This is a genomic window from Paenibacillus wynnii (genome assembly GCF_000757885.1).
Taxonomy (GTDB): Bacteria; Bacillota; Bacilli; order Paenibacillales; family Paenibacillaceae; genus Paenibacillus_AQ; species Paenibacillus_AQ wynnii.
The window spans coordinates 2512430-2528256 of the sequence record NZ_JQCR01000002.1; the positions used below are offsets into that span (position 1 = coordinate 2512430).

A 15827-nucleotide genomic window follows, 5' to 3' on the forward strand; every position below is an offset into this window, starting at 1 on the left:
AGAAACGGGTACCGTCCCTTTTAGGACGGCAAAGCCGTTTCTTCTTAAAATATAAGGAAGTATAAGTTTTCAGTATACTTTTCTTATATTTCTACGAGAAACGGATACCGCCTCGTTGAGGACGGCAAAGCCGTTTCTTCTCGTGTGAGAAGGGTTGTTAAGTTGAAAGAGGAGGGTACCTGGGGTGCAGCAAAAATGGCAACGTTGGAATATATCTTCCCGGAAGTGGCTTTGGATTATGGTTATAGTTGGACTGGTAGCAGCTCTGGCCGTAGCCTACGATCGCCTGCAGACGGAAAGATCCTCCAAGACAGTTGAGATTGTATTTGATTATCGGGATTTGGTCGATGTAGCCAGTTATAGGGCTAAACCGCAGGATTATATAGCAGAACAGCTTGATCGCTTAAAAGGTGCTGGTGTGCAAAGCATGGCCGTCTCTGAGAGCACGCTTGATGATCTGCGCAAGGCACGGCGTATAATGATCTGGGGCTCTACAGAAGCGGCAGCGCTGACAGAGGGCGTTGTTCAGGAGAATGAGAACTATACGTATGTACTCTTTACCAGTGGTGATAATTATAAGGCACTGGAGCCGAGCATCCGTCAGACTTTTAGTGACACAGGGATTGCTACAAGGAACTGGAGTTTCCGTGGACAGCAGGGTCTCATCATTGAGACACCGCTAGAGGAAGCAACGCTTAAGCCGATGCAGCCTGATCCGCTTACGATCGATATGCTGCATGCCAAGGGCTTCAATATTGTTCCGCGGCTACTGGACTCGTTGAGCTATAATCAGGAATCTGTAGCAAAACTGCTGCAGTATTATGAGAGTGTCAACGTAACACGTATTATCTTTGAAGGGGAATCTGTCAAAGGTTTCAATGATGATGAGGGCTTGAACAGCTTGAACGCCTTCTCAGACCTCCTTAAGGAGCATGGAATGGGGATTGCGGTCATAGAGAACCTGAAGACTCAGCAAAAGGGTTTCAATAAACTTGCGTATAACCTGGATTACAATGTAGCCCGGTTGTATTCACTCAGTGAGACAGATTCAGGTCTTGATCCTGTTGTCATTGCTGACCGTTTCGCATTGGCCACCAAAGACCGCAACATTCGGATGTTGTATCTGAATGCGGCTCCGGCGCGCGACATGACCAAAGCTATGATCACCGACACGCTGGATAACTTGATTACAAGTCTTAGTGATTCAGAGGGTGCTGTTCAAAAAATTCAAAACAACGGCTTTACACTGGGACAGGCTACCGCCGCAGAGGTTGTAGACTCACCTTACCAGCGCTATTTCAAGCTTATTGCGGTGATTGGAGCTGTAGCGCTCGTAGCGCTCATGATATCCTACTTCATTCCATGGTTGACACTCCCCGCCTTGGTCTTTGGTCTGGTAGGTAGTGCAGGACTTTTGGTGCTGAAGCCTGTTCTTTTCGAACAAGCGCTGGCTCTTGCTGTAGCGATCAGTGCTCCAACTCTGGGTATGGTGCTGGCTATCCGTAAAATTAACGTTTTGGGTCCTCCTTTAAGGGACGGTAATAAAGTAACTGCGAATGTTAAGAAGAGTACCACACGCACCGTGTATTCTGTTATGAGTCCGCAGCGCCGGTTTGTTCACAGTCTTGTGTTATATATTAAGACTGCCTTGATCTCTCTAAGTGCAGTGCCTTTTGTGGTGGCTTTGCTTAACAATGTGACTTACAGTCTCGTTCTGGAACAATTCCGTGGAGTTAGTCTCCTGCACATCGCTCCTATCGGTCTGGTTGCGTTGTATGTGCTGTTATATCGCGGAGAGTTTACCTTTATTAAAACCGGGAAACTGCTGCGTATGCCAGTTACAGTGGCTATGGTTATTTTAGCAGGTGTATTGGGTGTCCTAGGTCTGTACTACATTAGCCGTACTGGTAATAGCGGTAGTGTAAGTTCGCTTGAAATGTCTTTCCGTACGTTCCTGGAAAATACGGTCCATGTTCGTCCGCGTAACAAAGAGTTTTTATTGGCTCATCCATTCTTCATTCTAGGAGCATTTCTGGCCTTGAAATATCGGAACGCGGCCTTCCTTATGATTGTGGCTGTCATCGGTCAATTGTCGATGGTAGATACGTTCGCACACATTCATTCACCGCTTCTGATTTCTCTCGTTCGTGGACTGCTGGGACTGGGTCTGGGAGCTATTATCGGTATCGTTGCTGTATTGGCATGGCAAATTGCAGAAAGGTGTTGGAAACGATGGTCGCCGCTCCTCAAAAGATAGTTATTTCCGGGTATTACGGCTTTCGCAACAGCGGAGATGAAGCGGTACTGCAGTCCATCCTTATTGCACTGAAGCGGCAGGCAGATTCCGCCGGAATAGCGATTGAACCCATAGTGTTATCTATAGATCCGGAATGGACAATCGCAACTTATGGTGTGAAATCTGTACACCGAATGAAGCTTGGTGAAGTCCGAAGAGCTCTTTCAGAGAGCTCTGGTCTAATCAGCGGTGGGGGCAGTCTTCTGCAGGATGTAACCAGTAGTAAAAGCATTCCGTACTACTTAGGCATTATCAAGCTTGCTCAATGGATGGGGAAGCCCACCTTTATTTATGCTCAGGGAATCGGACCTCTGAATCGCAAATTGTTCCATCCTTTTATTAAATCGGTATTCCGTAAATGTAAGTATGTATCGGTAAGGGACGAGCAATCTCGCAAACTGCTTCAGAAGATTGGACTTGCGGCTGAGAAAATTGAAGTCGTACCTGATCCTGTTATGGGCTTGTCCTTACCTGAGGGTGAAGCTGAAGCAATCACAGAATCTTCCTCTCTTCCGGTCATTGGTATATCCGTTCGTTTTTGGGAAGCGGACCGACGCGAGCTAAACGCTATTGCTGAAGGTTTAAGGCAAGCTAGTGTTGCTCAGCCGCTGCATCTGCGGTTCTTACCCTTTCATTTACCCTCTGATAATGAAGCCTCACGATATATCATGGAGTTATTGGGTAAAGATATTGAGGGGAATGGCGGGAGGGTCAGCATTTGTGAAAATGCAGTACATCCTCAGCACATGCTTCGTGAGGTGGAACAGTGCGATGTACTAATCGGTATGAGGCTCCATAGCTTGATTTATGCCGCAGGACGGAGAGTTCCTCTGATTGGGATATCCTACGATCCGAAAATTGATCATTTTCTGGATCGAATACAATGTGATCCGGTCGGATCGACAGACGCTTTGGAGAGTAAGAGGCTCGCATCGGAGATCCTTCATTTGTTGCGTGAAGGAGCTACATGGCAGCAGGAGCGGGAATCCTTGATCTCCATGCTCGTTCAAGAGGCGGAAGCGCCTGCGAAGAAAATCGCCCAATATTTAAGCCATAAAGGATGATATAGAGTGAAAGATACGAAAATCCTACCTACGGTGCCCATTTACGGGATTCCGGTGAGCAAGCTAGATATGAAAGAGACTGTTTCTTATTTGGTTCAGGCGGTTTCTGCGCGTGCACCGCATCAGATTATTACAGCGAATCCGATTATGGTAATGAGTGCCTTGGAGAACCCTGAATACATGAACATTATGACTTCTGCCGAGCTGGTTGTACCGGACGGGACAGGTGTTGTTTGGGCGGCTGAACGCTGTGGTAATCCCGTGAAGGAACGTGTGGCAGGCTTTGATTTGCTACATGAATTATTGAAGACTGGTGAAAGCTATCACTGGAGAGTTTACCTCCTTGGCTCTACACAGGAAGTGATTCAGGAGACTGCCAGAAGGTTACAAATGCAGTATCCTGCAATTATCATTGCTGGCTTCCGTGATGGTTACTTTGGACCGGCTGAGGATCAAGAGGTTGTAGCTGAGATTGTGAGTACTAAGCCTGACCTGTTGTTTGTCGCTCGGGGCGCAGATAGCCAGGAGCCTTGGATTGCTAAATACAAGTCACAACTTGCAATTCCGATTATGATGGGTGTCGGTGGAAGCTTTGATGTGATCTCGGGTAAGAGCCGCAGGGCCCCCAAAGCATTCCAAAAACTTCGGTTAGAGTGGTTATACCGACTCCTTAAAGAGCCAACACGTTATCGCAGAATGCTTGCGCTGCCGAAATTCGCATTAAAAGTGCTGCGTGACAAAGAGAAAGTGACAAAAGCTTGAGTATATGACGGTATTCCCCGTAAATATGAAATAAATCGCCCAATTTCAGAATTGGAATTTGTTTTCATAACAGCGTATAATTCAATGCGGTAGAGAAATGGGGGTCGACTGATCAAATGTTAATTATATACATCGCCGGATTTATCGTGTGTATGGGCCTCGCGCTGTGCTTGACACCGTTGGTGAAGAAGTTCGCCATTAAGATTGGTGCCACGGATGTGCCTAATGCCCGTAAAGTGCATACGAAGATTATGCCCCGCCTTGGCGGACTAGGTATTTTTCTGGCGTTTGTGTTAGGCCTGCTTGCCGTATTGCCGATTATTCCTTATGATTTTACTCCGCGTGAGGCCAACTTCATCAAAGCGCTGCTATGTGGCGGCGGACTGATTGTTTTGATTGGCGGTCTTGATGATCGTTTTGAACTGTCAGCCAAGGTGAAGCTGCTGGGCCAAATTGCCGCAGCATGTATCGTCGTATTCGGTTTTGGAATTACTGTGGACTTTGTAAATATTCCTTTTAACAATACGTATTCATCACTAGAAAGCTGGATATCCATTCCACTTACAATCTTCTGGATTGTCGGGGTCACCAATGCTGTTAATCTGATTGACGGTCTGGATGGACTAGCTGCAGGGGTATCGGGGATTGCTATCGCTACAATTGCCGTCATGGCTTTGTTGATGGGCAATGTAATGGTTGCGTTGCTATGTCTGTTGCTGCTTGGCAGTATCGTAGGATTCCTGTTCTTTAACTTTCATCCTGCGAAGATCTTTATGGGTGATACCGGCTCGTTGTTCCTTGGCTTTTGCTTAGCTCTGCTGGCGCTGCTAGGGTTTAAACAAATTGCCGTGGTATCCTTTATTACACCTTTGTTGATTATTGGGGTTCCTCTATCGGATACGTTCTTTGCAATTGTGCGCCGCAAGCTGCAGAAGAAGCCGATTTTTGCACCTGACAAAGGTCATTTGCATCATTGCTTACGCGAGCTTGGCTTTAGCCATCGTCAGACTGTACTCATAATATATGGTATAGCCTCTTTCTTTGGCATACTGGCTATTATCCAATCTTCAGCTGCTTTGAAAGAAGCGAACTGGGTTACCTTCGTAGTCATCTGTGTTATGCTCTTCTTCCTGCAGATTGGCGCTGAGATTACTGGGCTTATCGGTAAAACTAAACGTCCTGTAATTGACCTCATTTTAAGATTACGATTAAAGCTTGATCCAGAAAGAAGCTCCAAATCATAATCTCACAGGTATCATTTTGTAATATATTCCTTAAATAACAAAACTCATCCTATTTAGGATGAGTTTTTTTGTATTTATTCCTAAATATACGGCTTCCCGTAACCGATAGAAAACTAAGAGGGTAACAAGAATATGAATCTAAAGGAGAGATATACAATATGCAACGCATCAAGAGACCTTTCTTGTGGCTGCTAATGGCAGCTATGGTCGTCTCGCTTATTCCAGCGGGCTGGGCCAAGCCCGTTTCGGCTGCTATCACATCGACACAATATTTCAGCCCGGACGACAATGAACTTCGGAATACAATTGCACTTGATCAGAATACTATCACTCGAAATAATGTATATAAAACCAGCAACAGTATGATGACAGTTACAGGGACCTTTTCTCAGGTAACTTCTTCTACGATGAAGGTAACTGTTGAACAGCTCAGCCAGGTTGGCGGCAAGTGGGTAACAGATAATGCACATGTGATTCTTGGTGCAGTGAACGTAGATACAAACAATGGACTTAGCAATCGTTTCTCAACAAGTGGACTAACTTTGTTCTCCGGATATAATAAGATTACCTTTTCGGGTATGCAAGGTCTGTTAGAACGTTCAGAGTCTTTTTATGTCCTGTATGATCAGGTTCCATTCATCCAAACGCTACAGGTCATCGGTGGAGGACCAGCGCCTATAAATCTTAATGAAGGATCACAGGTTGTAGTTCCAAATCAAACAGTGACCTTGAAAGGTGTAGTTGCTAATGCAACAAAAGTGACTGTTTCATTAAACGGTGGTACTGCTCTACAGACAACACTGCTAGAGGATGGAACTTTTTTCACACCTGGTCTATCTTTAATATCGGGAAGTAATAACCTGGATATTGTGGTGAAGAATGCTTCAGACTCTATAACGATTAAGAGATCTTTATATTATTTTGATGTATCAAAGCCTTTTACTGATCTAAAAATTGTCCAGTCAACGGCTACCACCAAGGATGTATACAACCTAATGAATAATACTCCAACGGTGACTCAAAGCACATATAATAGCGCAAGTTATAAAGATTATATAGTAGGACAGGTTTTAGTACCGTATAACGACTTGTCCTTTAAGGATAATGCTGTAGTTAAGATTGATGGTAATGTCGTCTCGAATTTTCAAATTCTGAAATCATACGGTTATGATGATAGTCATGTATGGACTGAGATCGCTGGAGACGCGACCAATGAAATTATAATTCCTAGCTCCGATGGAGTAACTCCAGCGTATCGTCTAGTGTCCTTCCGCGCAGATTATTACGTGAACAATACGAATAAATTTGTACTCAATGTTCAATATGCACCGAGTAATTTTCAAGCCTCAAAACTGGGTAACTATAAATATCTACCTGGCGAAACAGTTATCTCTAATCTGTATTATCTTAAGGATTATAATGGAACCAGTGCAATAACAGCTGCTACTTCTAAAATTCCATTGAACAATGCTCAGGTTGATGTTGGCGATTTTTATATTATGGTAGACAGTAAGAGTAGTCTGGCAACACAACAACTGTTGGCTACCTATTTGCCGATAAGTCCTAATACGGTAACAATGACTTTGGTCTCTGCTACGACTACTGGTACTGCAGCAAATGAACAGGTATACAAAATCACTGGCTTTTCAAGCGGGAAACAGTCTGTTCAGTTTCAATTTAAGAATTCAAAATCCACAACAGATGTAACTATTACTTATGTAACTAAAAGCTATATTTATGTAGATAGTCTTTATGATGGACAGACCTATTCATTCAGTTCCGATGACGATCCATCTATGAAAATTTCCGGCCAATATATCGGATTTGAAAATATCGTAACAGCACAGCTCTTTGTAAATGGTATTTCAGATAGTACGATGTCACTGGGCGTTACAAGCACACAAAAGAATTTTAACTTAAGTTTGAAGATTACACGTTCAGGGCCTCTAGTATATGGTGAGAACATTATTGTATTAACTGGTGTTTCTAAGGATTCCCTCGGGAACAAACGGGAGATTCGTAAGGAATTACGTATCTATGTCATTGATACTAACGGTTCTACATTGAAGTCATTCCATCCTGTACTTAAGAACGGAACCGGGCTTACATCTGCGGACCTTACTTCTTATTCCGCCGATACCTTGGGTAAAATCCTTAATCTGACTACGGATTTTGTTTATAAGAATGAGAAATATGTCACCAACCAACAGGAATATGACCTCGTGCTAAGAGGTGGGGGGGCATCAACACTTAATATTTATGATGGTTCACAGCTCCTATTTAGCACATCAAACAATTCAACTTTACTAACGGATAGTAATGCATTGGTACCTATAGGGATATTTACTTACAATACCAAGAGTTACTCATATGCTTACGCAGGAAGTAATAAAGATTTCATTCTTCGCCTAAGCGGCTTTAAGTTTGACGCTCCAGGTAGCCATGTTTATAATCTGGAATTAATTAATAGTACGGGCGCACGTACTACACAACGGCTTGAGGTACAACGTGAGGTAACTCCTTACCGTATTCTTTCTCCAGCCGCAACAGTTGGTGATCAGATCGTAGTCAACAAAAACTTCGTGCGTTTTGATATCGAGGCCGAAGGTGCAACAAAAGTAATGATCGACAAGTTTGAAGCAACAGAACGTGCAGATATTCCAGACAGATTTGTTTATGACTTTGTAGGGCTTAAGCCAGATAAGGCGACTACTGTTAAAATCCAGATTGTACGAGCTAGCTCTACGCTGAACACTACAGTAACAGTGTATTATGCGAGTGCTATTCAAGTGGATACGCAATACATGGCAGAGAAAGTAGCTTCAAAGTACAGTGTTTTTAATAAGGCACTGGAATTAAGTTTCCCTAAGGGTACTTTGATGAAGGGTTATACTACAACAGGTGCTGCCAAGTATTATCCCGATACGAAGCTGCTATTCGGTATTGCCGATCCAAAAGATGGTGTAGTAGAGCGGAAAAATGATTATGGTAATACAATAAATGTAGACTTAGATGCCAGAACACCTCTCGGAGCAACCGGAATTGACATTCCTGATGAGCTTACCCAGTACTTCACTTCTAACGCCACAACTATTAATTTCTCACGTGTATCTGATATTTACTGGATAAGTGGTGGTTTAGGGGAACGGGGAAACAAAGGGGTTACGGGCTATCTTGCCGGAACAAATGGAATAGCGCCTTATTCTACTCAGGGTTATTACACTCGCTATGACTATGAACGTAAAATTGTTCCTTCTCAACGTGGAGATCTGACACTTTCGTTTGGCTCCAACATTGTGGATGAAGTGGGGTCGACGATAACCGTATTCCGATATACAGATACAGGAACATGGGTGAATATCGGTGGTGAGGTGGATACCAAGAAACACACCGTTACCGTTCCGTTCGATGAATTCGGTTATTATACGGTTATGAAGCTGCGCCGCGGCTATAACGACATCACCAATCATCCTTGGGCCAGAAACATATTGAATGGTTTATATTCCAAAGGAATTATGGAGAATCTCCGTGCGGATCAATTTGGTGCAGACGATACAACTACACGCGGAGAATTTGCTACATTATTGGTCAAAGGACTTAATATTCCTTTGGACTACAATGAAAGTCAACAAACTTTTTTCGATATCGTACCGGAGTCAAGTTCAGCGACCTGGGATTTCGAACATATCGAGACTGCTGCAAGAGCCGGTATTGTTACTGGACTTAGTGACGGATTCTTCGGAGCTACTATACCGTTGACTCGTGAACAAGCTGCAGTGATGATCGCCAGGGCCTTGAAGCTGAAAATGTCTTTAAATAACGATAAGCTATTGACCAGCCTAAGCAAATCCTTCGTAGATACGGGCAGTATGGAGTTCTACTCACGCCCTTCCATTGAAGCTGTATCCAGAGCTAAGATAATGGAAGGTAGCCCGATAACGGTTACTGGACAGAAAAAGCCTGTATATAATTTCAATCCAAAGGGCAAGCTGACAAGAGCAGAAGCTGGTAAAATTGCTGTAGCTCTCCTACAAAAGAGTACAGTGATCTTCCCAAAGAACTTTAACTAACGGGATAACATAAACAGCCGGTCTGCGAGAACCCTTCGTAGACCGGTATTTTTGTAATATAATGTACTTAGTATACACATTAAACTTTGTAATCTGTTCCGGGATACGGTACAATAACGAAGACAATAATATGTTCTGAAAGGTGAAAGCCATCGATGAAACCGATTTTAGCCAAAGCACAACTAGACTACATGCGTGCAAAGAATAAGTTTGAGAATAGAGCTAAAGAGCTAGAGAAAGATATTACTGCTAAGCGAGCGCTCCAGGAAATTACGCAGGAGGTCATGGAAGGCCTTGTACAAGAAACTGGCTTTCATGATGCATATAATGAGCTTATTGTTGCCGAGAATGCATTGATAGATTGGTCTCACTCCACTATTAAGCATGAGAAGAGCTACCGTGACAACCGTGAGGCTATAGATGCTCTATACAACAATGTGAATTCAAGCCCAGAGAAACGTCAGGAGCTAATCCTGCTGTCTATGAAGATTCGTTAGTATATATGTTATAGAAGAAAGCGCCGATCCCGGCGCTTTTTTTAATTGTATGTTTTCGGGGTCCTCGCAAAGTACCTGAGTAAGATTCAAGCCCAGGCCCAACTGTTAAGGGTTGTGTTTTATGTGTGAACGGGTTTTAAGGAAGAAAATTATGGGTATTAACTTAACAGATAATGTATGATGACGCTTTGAATAAGTCATGCTATACTGATTTCCGTAGCCGCCCATTAATAGAAAAAGTTTGAATTACATACACATTTACCTTTCTCTTGGGTGGTACGGAGTCTCCAAAGAAAAAGAACGTAAAATTTATTTTGCAATAAACGCAACTTTTAGAAACCATCTGCGTTTAAGATGTAGAGTCAACGAGAAGCTGATTAACCAATTGGGAAGATTTAGCTTTACGTGACTGAAGGCACATTGTATAATGCTAAGGTGGAATTAGGAATCTAGCATTGTCATGCCTTGAACTCGTTTACCAGTTTCTGTGATACCCGTCACAGACATTATTTATACTTAATATGCTCAACTCGGGAAAGGGGGTGCATCGGCTAATGAGTGACATGAGCTACACAACTAAAGAAAATACTAAGTTCATGATTGTCCAAGGAGGAGAAAAAAAGTTTATGAAGAAAATTTTATCCGTAGCATTATCTACAGCAATGGCATTCTCGATGTTTGCCTCTGTGGCGTTCGCTGATACAGCAACAACTCCAGAAGCACAATTCTCAGCTCTGGCAGCTAAAGGTATCCTTAATGGATTCCCAGACGGTCAAGCACATCTTGAAAAAGACTTGACTCGCGCTGAATTCGCAAAAATCATCGCTAAACTGTTTGACCTTAGCGAAATCACAACTACATTGTCTTACAAAGACAAAAACTACAATGCAAACCACTGGGCACGCGGCTACATTGAAGCTGTAACTAAAGCTGGTTTGATGAATGGTAGAACTGCAACAACTTTCGACCCATCCGGTAAAGTAACTGTTCAAGAAGTTGCTACTGTATTGGCTCGTGCGTTGAAGCTTGGAACACCTACTGTAATCAACAACACAGCATCGGCATGGGCTAAAACTTATGTTCAAGCTGTAATCGACAAAGGTCTGATCGCAAGCTCAACTAACTTCCAAGGTAACGCTAACCGTGCTTTGGTAGTAAGCGCAGCTTACGCTGTTGATGTTATGAGATCCGCTCCAGTTGTTACTTCCGCTGAGGCTACAAGCCCAACAAGCGTAGTAGTAACTTTTGCTGACAAAACTACAGCAACTGTAACTCCAGCTACTGCTTTGGTAGAAGGCGTTGAAACAACTGTAGCATTCAAAAACAATGGCTTCGACTATAGTGTTAAAGTAACATTGGCATCCGCTAAGGTACTTTCTTTCACTCCAGTTAACGCTACTCAAGTAGAAGTTAAGTTCAACAGATCTGTTGACGAAACAGCTGCTAAGACTCTAGCTAACTACAAAATTGGTACTACTAGTCCTACTTCCGTTTCATTGAGTGGAAACACTGCTACATTGACATTTGCACTTGCTGCAGACGTTGAAGTAACTAATGCTGTTGCTGTTGTTGAGCCAATTACTTTGGCTGACAATGCTGACAAGAAAACAGCAAAATTCACAACTGTTCTGACTTATGAAGATACTGTGAAACCTGTAATTAGTTCTGTGTCAGCTAAGACTAATACAACAGCTGCAACAAAACTTACAGTAACAGTTTCTGAGCCAATCCAAAGTGCTACTGCAAAAGTAGATGGTACTTACTATTCAGTAGTATTTGGTGGTACTAACACTGGTACAATCACTGGGTTGAACCTGTCTTCGACTGCTAACCACACACTGGAATTGGTAAACCTTACTGATAAGAGTGGAAATGTTACAGTAACAACTTCCCAAGCTTTCTCCGTAACTGTTGATACTGTTGCTCCAACAGCAACATTGAGCGCTTACAGCGACAGAGCAATCTTGGTTACATTTAGCAAAGATATGGATGAAGCTACTGTAGCTACTGCACTTGCAACATCTAGTGCTGTTAAAGATGAGTTGCTTGCACCAGTACCTTATACTTATTCCAAAATTGACAACAAAAAATACTTGTTGACAGTTAATACAGCACTTTTCGCATCCAAAACATCCCGCACATTGTCTGTTGTAATTGCTGGATCAGTTAAGGATGATCTCGGTAACGCTTATGTTGCTGGTTCCCAAGCAGTAACTTTGTCCAAAGATACTGTTAAACCAGTAGCAACTGGCTTCAAAGTAGTTAAAAATTCCGACGGTAAAGTAACTGATGTCGTTATTACTTTCAGTGAAGCATTGAAAGCTAACGCTACTCCTGCTAAGCCTGTTATCGTTAACATGAATGGCGTTATCGTAACTGGTTCATTGCTTGGTGGTTTCACTGCAGATCCAATCGTTGCAGGCGACAAACAAGTAACTTACTCTGTAGTTACTGCTGCTGCACAAACTGGTAGCTTTGCATTCTCGTTCCCATCCAGTTTGGTAACTGACATGTCTGAAGCTGCTAATACATCTGATGTATTTAACTACACAGTTGATTTCGGTGGAGGTTCTACAACTTTCAGTCTGACATCTGCTGCTGCTTCTGCTAACGTAATCACAGTTAACTTTGGTACTGCTGTAAAAGGTGGAGCTGTAGCAAACTCTGCAACTGACGTTGCAAACTACACATTGGCTGGCAAGCCACTTCCAGCTGGCACAACTATCTACCTTGATGGTGACCAAAAGATTGCTACAATCACTCTTCCTTCTGGAACGATCGCAGCTACTGATCCAACTTCCGTACTTACAGTGGCAAACGTAGCAGCTACTAATGGTGCTACATTGAACACTTACACAGGTACAGTTGCTGTTGTTGATAATATGAAGCCGGTTCTTACTACTGCGGCTCTTACATCTGACAACAAATTGGTTCTTGGATTCGACGAAAAACTTACAGTTGGAACTGCTGTATATCAAGATTTCGTTGTAAAAATCAATGGCAATGAAGTAACTGGATTGTCTGTTGCTACTATTGGAGATGGTTCTGGTTCCGACTCCGGTAAAGTAGTTCTTAATCTTGGCGGTCTGGTTAAATACAATGGAACTGTAACTTATATCGACCTTAACAATGATGGTTCGTTGAATGGTTCTGATATCAAAGTAGCTGATGGTGATATTACTGCCACCTTCACTTACAGCAGTTCTGCATATATCTCCGGTGTAACAGTAACAACTGCTGCTACTACTGCAGGTAAAGATGCTCAAAACAACACAATTAAAACTGGTGTGACTGTAACAGCTAAATAATTTTACTCAACGAAGTAGAATTATCTTTTTGGGAAAGACTCTGCGAAGCTTAAGCTTCGCAGAGTCTTTCTATATTTAGAGCACTTAGCATACAAAGGAGGCAAAAGATGAAACCGATATATAAAGTCACCGCAGCAACGCTTCTCATGTCCATCGGTATTTGGGCTGGATCTATTTTAAATATCACAGCCGACGGAGCTAGTGTAGGTACTCAGCCAGGAACCGCGGACGATCCAGTGGTTACGAAAAGCTATGTTGACCAGCAGATTCAAAAGGCTATACAAGGTGGAGCAATATCTACGCCAACACCTACTGTTACTCCAACTCCTACTCAAGCACCGGGATCGGGCTCAACTACTTCAGATGCGGTCGTCATAGTAGATGTGAAGCCTGGGCAGACGTTAATAGCATCCGCGGGAGCTGAATTTATCGTTCGTGCCGGTAAGGCCATCATTTACTCTAATGATGCAAACGGTGTGGCTGATTTAACAGATGGCAAGGATCTGACGAATGGACAAGTCGCTCCATCGAATCATTTACTATCCTATCCAAGGGATGGCCGTGGAATCTCCGTTCAAAACGGACAAACCTTGGGACTTACCGTGATGGTTCGCGGCGGATATACACTGCAATAAACCCTTCTATATAAATAATGCCCTTATCCGGTCTGAATCATACTTGAGTATTTCTTTTTCCATAGCTCCCAAACATTGATAAGATTGAACAAAGTCCATAGCGCACACAATACTCTTGTATTCTTAATTGATCAGGAGGTGCAGCACATGGCACGTAATAATCGCAAGATCGTACCTGAAAGCCGGACGATGCTGAAACAAATGCAATATGAAATTGCTTCTGAATTCGGGTTGTATGGAGCTGGCTATGGTGGAGGAGCAGACACAGAGTTTGCTTCGGAATTAGGGGCAACAGGCGGGTATTCGCAGACAAGTACTCCTTATTTAGGACAACTTACCTCTCGCGAAAATGGTTCAGTAGGCGGAGAAATTACGAAGAGGCTCGTGAAGCAAGCGGAGCAATCGCTTTTCCGATAAGAAACAGAATTCTGCGAGCTGTGACAGAACGCACAGACTTCAATTGACACCCCTTCTCAAATAAGTTAATATGACTTTTGAGGAAAGCCAACAACCTTTTCCATATGGAGAAGGTTCGTTTTTTTTTTAACAACTTAAATGGGGGGTTGAATTCATGTCGATTAAAGGACGCCATCTGTTTACTTCCGAGTCCGTTACGGAGGGACATCCAGATAAAATTTGTGACCAGATTTCTGATGCAGTACTGGATGCATTTTTGGCTAATGATCCAAATGCTCGTGTTGCTTGCGAGGTAGCTGTGGCTACCGGCTTGGTTTTAGTTATAGGGGAGATTAGCACCAAATCCGAGTATGTGGATATACCTGCTATTGTTCGGAATACCATTAAGGAAATTGGATATACCCGAGCCAAATTTGGCTTTGATTATAATACGTGTGCGGTACTGACATCGCTTAACGAGCAGTCCGCGGATATTGCACAAGGTGTGAATGCTGCACTTGAGGGTCGTGACCCTGCACAGGTTGATGAAGAAACAGCGAATATTGGAGCAGGGGATCAAGGGCTAATGTTTGGTTTTGCTACCAATGAGACACCTGAACTCATGCCTCTTCCGATTGCCTTATCTCACCGTATCGCTCGTCGATTAGCTGAAGTGCGGAAGAATGGTACTTTGGAATATTTACGTCCTGATGGCAAGACACAGGTAACGATTGAATACCTGGATGATAAACCTGTGCGTGTGGACACCATTGTTGTATCTACTCAGCATGCTGAAGAGATCTCTTTGGAGCAGATTCAAGCTGACATTAAAGAGCATGTGATCCTACCTGTTGTGCCTGCTGAACTGTTGGATGGAGAGACTAAATATTTCATCAACCCAACTGGACGTTTTGTTATTGGCGGACCTCAGGGAGATGCAGGATTAACTGGACGGAAAATTATCGTAGATACATACGGTGGATATGCTCGTCACGGCGGGGGAGCCTTCTCCGGTAAGGATCCTACTAAAGTAGACCGTTCCGCTGCCTACGCGGCGCGTTATGTAGCCAAGAACCTCGTAGCTGCAGGACTTGCTGATAAATGCGAAATTCAATTAGCTTACGCCATTGGTGTGGCTAATCCGGTATCGATTAACGTGGATACTTATGGAACGGGGAAAGTCAGTGAAGAGAAGTTGGTCGAACTGATCAGCAATAACTTTGATCTTCGTCCGGCGGGCATTATTGCTATGCTTGATTTGCGCAAACCTATCTATAAACACACCGCTGCTTATGGTCATTTCGGTCGTACAGATATTGATCTTCCTTGGGAACGTTTAGACAAGGCTGATTTATTGAAATCACAAGCTGAATTGTAATCAGAGCGCTATTATTATAAGTGACTCGTGGCTGGACCCTTCAATGGAAGGGTTTTGCTTACGGGTCTTTTTTTATGTGGTGAAGAAGCGTCCGCAGACTCTACTATAATACTTAAAAAGCTGCTAAACTTTGGAAGACCTTTTACCGAAATATAAATATACATATTGATGAGCTTG

10 protein-coding genes are annotated in these 15827 nt (G+C 43.2%); all 10 read left to right on the forward strand.

The window, feature by feature from the left end:
• Positions 1–184 precede the first annotated feature (184 nt).
• The gene (locus tag PWYN_RS13890; protein WP_036652588.1) at positions 185–2257 is read left to right on the forward strand and encodes a DUF5693 family protein; all 2073 of its coding nucleotides are present in this window, start codon (positions 185–187) and stop codon (positions 2255–2257) included.
• The gene (csaB, locus tag PWYN_RS13895; protein WP_036652591.1) at positions 2233–3360 is read left to right on the forward strand and encodes a polysaccharide pyruvyl transferase CsaB; all 1128 of its coding nucleotides are present in this window, start codon (positions 2233–2235) and stop codon (positions 3358–3360) included. The genes PWYN_RS13890 and csaB overlap by 25 nt, the downstream gene beginning before the upstream one ends.
• A 6-nt stretch (positions 3361–3366) precedes the next feature.
• Positions 3367–4122: a WecB/TagA/CpsF family glycosyltransferase gene (locus tag PWYN_RS13900; RefSeq protein ID WP_036652594.1), complete on the forward strand. Its 756-nt coding sequence runs from the start codon at positions 3367–3369 to the stop codon at positions 4120–4122.
• A 116-nt stretch (positions 4123–4238) separates the two neighbouring features.
• On the forward strand, positions 4239–5366 hold the full coding sequence (locus PWYN_RS13905; RefSeq protein ID WP_036652597.1) for a glycosyltransferase family 4 protein: 1128 nt from the start codon (positions 4239–4241) through the stop codon (positions 5364–5366).
• 158 nt (positions 5367–5524) lie between these two features.
• A complete protein-coding gene (locus tag PWYN_RS13910) occupies positions 5525–9436 on the forward strand; it encodes an S-layer homology domain-containing protein (RefSeq protein WP_036652600.1) in 3912 nt (1303 codons plus the stop codon).
• Between the two features lie 155 nt (positions 9437–9591).
• Positions 9592–9933, forward strand: coding sequence for a hypothetical protein (locus PWYN_RS13915; RefSeq protein WP_036652602.1), 342 nt, complete (start codon positions 9592–9594; stop codon positions 9931–9933).
• 554 nt (positions 9934–10487) lie between these two features.
• Complete coding sequence (locus PWYN_RS28105) at positions 10488–13241, forward strand: S-layer homology domain-containing protein (RefSeq protein ID WP_052087943.1); 2754 nt, start codon at positions 10488–10490, stop codon at positions 13239–13241.
• 107 nt (positions 13242–13348) lie between these two features.
• Entirely contained in the window at positions 13349–13876 is a 528-nt protein-coding gene (locus tag PWYN_RS13925) for a hypothetical protein (RefSeq protein ID WP_036652604.1), read from the forward strand.
• Positions 13877–14023: 147 nt separating this feature from the next.
• Positions 14024–14293, forward strand: coding sequence for an alpha/beta-type small acid-soluble spore protein (locus tag PWYN_RS13930; RefSeq protein WP_036652606.1), 270 nt, complete (start codon positions 14024–14026; stop codon positions 14291–14293).
• A 154-nt stretch (positions 14294–14447) separates the two neighbouring features.
• On the forward strand, positions 14448–15650 hold the full coding sequence (gene metK / locus PWYN_RS13935) for a methionine adenosyltransferase (protein WP_036652608.1): 1203 nt from the start codon (positions 14448–14450) through the stop codon (positions 15648–15650).
• Positions 15651–15827 lie beyond the last annotated feature (177 nt).